The 6,813-nt window shown below is 72.4% G+C and carries 6 protein-coding genes; 1 reads left to right on the top strand and 5 read right to left on the bottom strand.

The annotated features are described in order from the left end of the window. The first annotated feature begins 187 nt into the window (after nucleotides 1-187). On the top strand, nucleotides 188-1,105 hold the full coding sequence (locus ACLWS4_RS36240; RefSeq protein WP_416876356.1) for an aminoglycoside phosphotransferase family protein: 918 nt from the start codon (nucleotides 188-190) through the stop codon (nucleotides 1,103-1,105). Between the two features lie 38 nt (nucleotides 1,106-1,143). On the opposite strand, the gene ACLWS4_RS36235 is transcribed toward ACLWS4_RS36240, so the two are convergent. From ACLWS4_RS36235 to dxr, 5 genes are all read right to left on the bottom strand, one after another. Next, nucleotides 1,144-1,692 carry a GNAT family N-acetyltransferase gene (locus ACLWS4_RS36235; RefSeq protein WP_049651295.1) on the bottom strand — a complete coding sequence of 183 codons (549 nt, stop codon included), beginning with the start codon at nucleotides 1,690-1,692 and terminating at the stop codon, nucleotides 1,144-1,146. A 78-nt stretch (nucleotides 1,693-1,770) separates the two neighbouring features. Then, a complete protein-coding gene (locus ACLWS4_RS36230) occupies nucleotides 1,771-2,646 on the bottom strand; it encodes a GNAT family N-acetyltransferase (protein ID WP_049651309.1) in 876 nt (291 codons plus the stop codon). Nucleotides 2,647-2,854: 208 nt separating this feature from the next. Beyond that, complete coding sequence (ispG, locus tag ACLWS4_RS36225; RefSeq protein WP_049651296.1) at nucleotides 2,855-4,015, bottom strand: flavodoxin-dependent (E)-4-hydroxy-3-methylbut-2-enyl-diphosphate synthase; 1,161 nt, start codon at nucleotides 4,013-4,015, stop codon at nucleotides 2,855-2,857. A 143-nt stretch (nucleotides 4,016-4,158) separates the two neighbouring features. Continuing rightward, on the bottom strand, nucleotides 4,159-5,463 hold the full coding sequence (locus ACLWS4_RS36220) for a M50 family metallopeptidase (protein ID WP_416876355.1): 1,305 nt from the start codon (nucleotides 5,461-5,463) through the stop codon (nucleotides 4,159-4,161). 69 nt (nucleotides 5,464-5,532) lie between these two features. Then, the gene (dxr, locus tag ACLWS4_RS36215; RefSeq protein WP_049651298.1) at nucleotides 5,533-6,774 is read right to left on the bottom strand and encodes a 1-deoxy-D-xylulose-5-phosphate reductoisomerase; all 1,242 of its coding nucleotides are present in this window, start codon (nucleotides 6,772-6,774) and stop codon (nucleotides 5,533-5,535) included. Nucleotides 6,775-6,813: the final 39 nt, after the last annotated feature.

Genomic DNA, 6,813 nt, shown 5'->3' with positions numbered 1-6,813 from the left:
GCAGGGGGTGGCCGCGGAGAGGGGCGTGACGGGTGATTTTCAGACTGCCAACGGTCTGAACGCCCCACCTCCAGGGTCGGCAGTCTGAAAATCATCCAGCCCCCGGAGCGACCACCCCCGGAGCCACCCCCGGCCCCCCACCCTCCCGAGAGCCCACCCCCCCACCCCAAACCCCCACAATGGACCCATGTCGGGAGCCGAACCCACCATCACCGTCCCCACCTGGCTGACGCACAGCGTCACCGCCACCCAAGGCGAAGCCGCCCACCCCTGGCTCGCCACCCTCCCCGCCAGGACCGCCGCCCACCTCGCCGCCTGGAACCTCACCCTGGAACGGGTCCTCGACCCCGGCGGCAGCCTCAGCCTCGTCGCGTACGTCCACCGCGACGACCTCTCCCCCGCCGTCCTCAAGATCGGCTTCCCCACCCCCGAGACCGTCCACGAGCACACCGCCCTGGCCCACTGGGCCGGCCGCGGAGCCGTCCTCCTGCTCGACTCCGCCCCCGCCGAGGGCGTCCTGCTGCTCGAACGCCTCCACGGCGGGATCCCGCTGCGCTCGCTCGCCGAGCCCAAGGCCATGCTGGAGGCCACCAGCCTGCTGCACCGCCTCTGGACGGAGCTCCCCGAGGGCCACCCGTTCCCCGCGCTCTCCCAGCGGGTCGACGCCGCCGCCCGTCTCGCGGAACTCCCCCACCCCGTCGCCGCCGAGGCGCGGCCGCTGATCGCCGAGGCCCTGGACACCGCACGGGGCCTGGCCGGCTCCGCCGAGGAGTCCTTCCTCCTGCACGGCGACTTCCACCACGGCAACGTCCTGGCCGCCGACCGCGCCCCCTGGCTGGCCGTCGACCCGCGCCCGCTGGCCGGCGAACGCGCCTACGACCTGGCCCGGCTGGCGCTGGACCGCGCCGACACCCTGTTCGGTTCCCCCGGCGCCCCCGCCGCCGTCCGCCGCCGCCTGGGCCGGCTCTCCGAAGCCCTCGAGGTCGACCAGGACCGCCTCCGCGGCTGGGCCCTCTTCCGCGCCGTCGACCTCGCGCTCCGCGCCCTCGCCGCGGACCGCCGCGAGGACGCCGAGCTCTACCTCGAGTTCGCCGACACCCTCTGACCCACCGGCCCCGCCAACTCCCCCCGCCCCGAGGGCAGTTACCCCCCGGCCCCCCGCAGGGGCAGCGGCGCCCCCATCACCGCGTACAGCCGGTCCGTCGCCGGGAACCGCACCGCCCGCGCCAGGTCCCGGTACCCCAGCGCCCGGTAGAGCCGCCGCGCCGGCGTCTCCGCGTCGATCGCCGAGAGGATGCTCCGCTCCAGCCCCGACCCCTCGCACAGCGTCCGGATGATCCGCGAGCCGACCCCCTGCCCCTGGAACTCCGGCAGCACGTGCAGTTCGGTGACGGCGAAGACCCCGTCCAGCCAGTCCCCGTACCCGCGGGCGGCCAGGTAGGGCTCGATCACCGTGCTCCACCAGTGCTCCCGCTGGTTGGGCATCCCGTACCCGAACCCGACCAGCCGCCCCCCGCTCATCGCCCCGAGCGCGATCACCCCCGGCTGCTGGGCGTGCCGCCCCACGATGTGCAGCCGTACCGCGACCTCCTCGGGCGTCAGCCCGAACGCCACCGCCTGGACCTCCAGCGCCTGCGGCGCCCAGTCCGCGAGGTCGATGGCCCCGATCGTCACCCCGGTCAGCTGATCCATGCTCCGGACGTTACTACCAGCGGCCCCGCGGCGCGGCCGAAGATCCCAACAGCGCCCCGCGCGGCCCGAACGGGCCGCTCAGAACAGCACGCTCATGAACGCCCCGACCTCCTGAAACCCCACCCGCCGGTACGCGGCCCGGGCCCGCAGGTTGAAGTCGTTGACGTACAGCGACACCACCGGCGCCACCTCCCGCAACGCGACCTCCAGGACCGCCGCCATCCCCGTCTCGGAGAGCCCCCGCCCCCGGTGCTCCGGAGCGACCCAGACCCCCTGGATCTGGCAGGCCCCCTCCGTCACCGCCCCGATCTCCGCCTTGAAGACGACCTGCCCGTCCTCGCCGAACCGCGCGAACGACCGTCCGGTGGACACGAGTTCGGCCACCCGGGCCTGGTAGAGGAGCCCTCCGTCCCCGGCGAGCGGCGACACTCCCACCTCCTCGGTGAACATCGCCACGCAGGCCGGCATCAGGGTCTCGACCTCGTTGCGCCGCACCCTCCGCACCAGCGGATCCGGCGCGATCTCCGCCGACGGCACCGAGGTCGCCATCAGCGGCTGGTGCGCCCGTACGTCCCGGGGCGGGCCCCAACTGCGCTCCAGCAGTGCCCAGAAGGCCGCCGTGGCCGCCGCCGGCCCGACGATCGAGGAGCAGCGCCGCCCCTGGCGGCGGGCCCGTTCCGCGAACGCCGCGACCGCTTCCGGCCCGGCGTCGACCAGGACCAGGTTCGCCCCGGCGTAGCAGAGCGCGCCCAGCACGCCGTCCCCGTCGTACCAGCCCCACATCTCCCCGCCGAGCCGCCACGGGTCCAGCCCGACGGCCTCGACCCTGGTCGCGACGAAGGCGTTGGCCACCGGGTCGCGGTGGAGGATCTCCAGGGCCTCCGGCAGGTCCGGCGGCTCCAGCACGCGGGTGGTGGCCAGGGCCCGGGCGGCCTGGAAGGAGCTCGGGAGCATCACACCGCGATCGAGCATCGGGACAGCACCTCACTGAGACGACTCTGGCCGCACCCTACTCCGTGGCCCCACCCGGCTACGGCCGCGGGGCCGTCCGCGAACGGACGGCCCCGCTTCCGGAAAACACCGCGCGGACGCTCCCGCACGGTCAGGACAACCTACGGCTGTCGGAAACACGCTGCGCGGGGGCCGCTCCCCCCGCGGCCCTTCACTCCCCGGCGACCACGGTCGGCGCCCCCGCCTCGACACCCGCCGCCTGCATCTGCTCGGCGAGCTTGAGCGCCTCCTCGATCAGGGTCTCGACGATCTTCGACTCCGGAACGGTCTTGATGACCTCGCCCTTGACGAAGATCTGGCCCTTGCCGTTGCCGGAGGCGACCCCGAGGTCGGCCTCCCGGGCCTCGCCCGGGCCGTTCACGACGCAGCCCATGACGGCCACCCGCAGCGGCACCTCCATGCCCTCCAGCCCGGCGGTGACCTCCTCCGCGAGCTTGTAGACGTCCACCTGGGCGCGCCCGCAGGAGGGGCAGGAGACGATCTCCAGGCCGCGCTCGCGCAGCCCGAGCGACTCCAGGATCTGGTTGCCGACCTTGATCTCCTCGGCCGGCGGGGCGGAGAGCGAGACCCGGATGGTGTCGCCGATGCCCTCGGCCAGCAGCGCGCCGAAGGCGACCGCCGACTTGATGGTGCCCTGGAAGGCCGGCCCGGCCTCGGTCACGCCGAGGTGCAGCGGGTAGTCGCACGCGGCGGCGAGCTGGCGGTAGGCGTTGATCATCACGACCGGGTCGTTGTGCTTGACCGAGATCTTGATGTCGCGGAAGTCGTGCTCCTCGAACAGCGAGCACTCCCACAGCGCCGACTCGACCAGCGCCTCCGGGGTGGCCCGGCCGTACTTCTCCAGCAGGCGCTTGTCCAGCGAGCCGGCGTTGACGCCGATCCGGATCGGCACGCCCGCGTCCTTGGCGGCCTTGGCGATCTCGCCGACCTTGTCGTCGAACTGCTTGATGTTGCCCGGGTTCACGCGCACCGCGGCGCAGCCGGCGTCGATCGCGGCGAAGACGTACTTGGGCTGGAAGTGGATGTCCGCGATGACCGGGATCTGCGACTTCTTGGCGATGATCGGCAGCGCGTCGGCGTCGTCCTGCGTGGGCACGGCGACCCGGACGATCTGGCAGCCGGACGCGGTGAGCTGGGCGATCTGCTGCAGCGTGGCGTTGATGTCGGAGGTGACCGTGGTGGTCATCGACTGCACCGAGACCGGGGCGTCGCCGCCGACCGGCACGTTGCCGACCATGATCTGCCGGGAGTAGCGGCGCTTGGCCAGCGGCTTGAGCGGCAGGGACGGAATACCGAGCGAGATCGCGGTCATGTGCGCAGGGTTCCCCGGGGTTGAGGTGTGGTCGACCGCCCGGCCGTGACACGGCCGAGGCCGGGCGCGCTGACGATCGCGCACCCGGCCTCCACGGTACGGCACCGCAACGGCGCCCAGCACACCCGTGGTACCCGAACGCCCTAACTGATCTTCACCGGGTTCACCAGGTCGGCGACCATCACCAGGAGCGTGAAGCCGATGAAGATGCTGGCCACCACGTACGCCACCGGCATCAGCCTGGCGACGTCGAACGGGCCCGGGTCGGGCCGCCTGAACAGCTGTGCGAAGCGGCGCCGGACCGCCTCCCAGGCCGCGCCGGCGATGTGCCCGCCGTCCAGCGGGAGCAGCGGCAGCATGTTGAAGAGGAAGAGCGACAGGTTGATGCCGGCCAGCAGGTTCACGAAGAACGCGATCCGCTGGGTGGCGGGCAGGTCGAGCGAGAAGACCTCGCCACTGACCCGGGCCGCGCCGACCATGCCGACCGGGGAGTCCGGGTCGCGCGGGGCGTCGCCGACGACGGCGTTCCAGAGCCCGGGGATCTTGCCCGGCAGGGCGGCCAGCGACTTCACCCCGTTCTCGGCCATGTCGTACATCCGGTCCACCGACTGCCCGAAGCCGAGCTGGACGGTTTCGCTCTTCGGGGTGAACCCGAGGAACCCGGCCTGCACGGTCTGGCCCTTCAGCGGCACGCCCTTGCCGTCGTACTTCTGCACGTCGTTGACGGCGATGGTGGGCGTGAAGGTGAGCCGCTCGCCACCGCGCTCCACGACGATCGCCACCTGCTTGCCGGCCGACTTCCGGATGTCCGCCTGGAGCTGGTCGTAGTCGCGGATCCGGTCGCCGTCGAAGGAGAGCACCTTGTCGCCCTGGCGCAGCCCCACCTCGTTGGCCGGGGTCTTGGGCGCGTCGACGGGGCAGGTGTCGGTGGGCTGGCCGGCCTTGACCACGCACTGGGCGACCGAGCCGATGGTCGGCACCGTCATCGAGACGCCGAAGCCCATCATGACGGTCAGGAAGAGCCCGAACGCCAGGACCAGGTTCATGAACGGCCCGGCGAACATCACGATCATGCGCTTCCACGGCTTGCGGGTGTAGAAGAGCCGGCTCTCGTCACCCTCCTGGAGCTCCTCGTAGGAGGCCTCGCGGGCGTCCTCGATCATGGTGCGCCAGGGCGAGCTGCTGCGCTTGGTGATCCGGCCGTCCTCGCCCGGCGGGAACATCCCGATCATCCGGATGTACCCGCCGAACGGGATCGCCTTGATGCCGTACTCGGTCTCGCCCTTCCGGCGCGACCAGAGGGTCGGGCCGAAGCCGACCATGTACTGGGGCACCCGGATGCCGAACAGCTTGGCCGTGGAGAGGTGGCCGAGTTCGTGCCAGGCGATCGAGACGAGCAGCCCGATGACGAAGACCAGGATGCCGACCACCGTCAAAACCGTTGCCACCGCTGGTCCTCCGTCATGCCGCTCCGCTCATCGTCTCGTCCTACCGCAATCGGGGTCGTCGGTCGACCGTCAGCCGGCCGCCAGCTCGCGGGCCCGGGCGCGCGCCCAGTCCTCCGCGTGCAGGACGTCCTCGACCGTCAGGGAAGTTCCCGCCGCCGGAGCGCCGTCCCGCTGACCGTGCTCGGCCACGACCTTGGCAACAGTGTCCACGATTCCGGTGAAAGCGAGGCGGCCCTTCAGGAACGCCTCCACACACTCCTCGTTGGCCGCGTTGAACACCGCCGGGTTGGTACCGCCCAGGGTGCCCACCTCACGGGCCAGCTCGACCGCCGGGAAGGCCTCGTCGTCCAGCGGGAAGAACTCCCAGGTGGCGGCCCTGGTCCAGTCGCAGGCGGGGGCCGCGTCCGGCACCCGGTCCGGCCAGCCCAGGCCCAGCGCGATCGGCATCCGCATGTCCGGCGGGCTGGCCTGCGCCAGGGTCGAACCGTCGGTGAACTCCACCATCGAATGCACCACCGACTGCGGGTGGACCACGACCTCGATCCGGTCGAACGGCACGTCGTACAGCAGGTGCGCCTCGATCACCTCCAGGCCCTTGTTCACCAGGGTGGCCGAGTTGATCGTGACGACCGGGCCCATCGCCCAGGTCGGGTGCGCCAGCGCGTCCTGCGGGGTCACCCCGGCCAGCTGCTCACGGGTGCGGTTGCGGAACGGGCCGCCGCTCGCCGTGACCACCAGCTTGCGCACCTCGGCCCGGGTACCGCCGGCCAGCGCCTGGAACAGCGCCGCGTGCTCGGAGTCCACCGGCACGATCTGGCCCGGCTTCGCCACCGCCTTCACCAGCGGACCGCCGACGATCAGCGACTCCTTGTTGGCCAGCACCAGCACCCGGCCCGCCTTCAGCGCGGCCAGCGTCGGCCGCAGGCCGATCGACCCCGTGATGCCGTTCAGCACCGAGTGGCACTCCAGGGCGGCCAGCTCGGTCGCCGCGTCCGGGCCCGCCAGCACGGTCGGCAGCGCACCGCCCGCCGCCTTCGCGGCCAGCGCCTCGCGCAGCGCCGGAACGGCCGCCGGATCGGCCACCGCCACGGTGTGCACGCCCAGCCGCACCGCCTGCTCGGCCAGCAGCTCCACCCGACCGCCCGCCGCCGACAGGGCGACCACCCGGAAACGGTCCGGGTTGCGGAGCACCACGTCGATGGCCTGGGTGCCGATCGACCCGGTGGAACCCAGGATCACCAGCTCCCGGGGGCCGGAGGGGTCCGCCACGGTGGGCGTGAAACGCAGCTGCGGGTGGGCGAGCGAAGTCATGCGCCCATTGTGTCCTGTTCGCGGCACTCCCCAGGACGA

Source organism: Kitasatospora sp. SC0581 (assembly GCF_048159585.1).
Classification (GTDB): domain Bacteria; phylum Actinomycetota; class Actinomycetes; order Streptomycetales; family Streptomycetaceae; genus Kitasatospora.
Note: the sequence above shows the minus strand (reverse complement) of the source record. Positions and strands in the feature narration are given on the sequence as shown.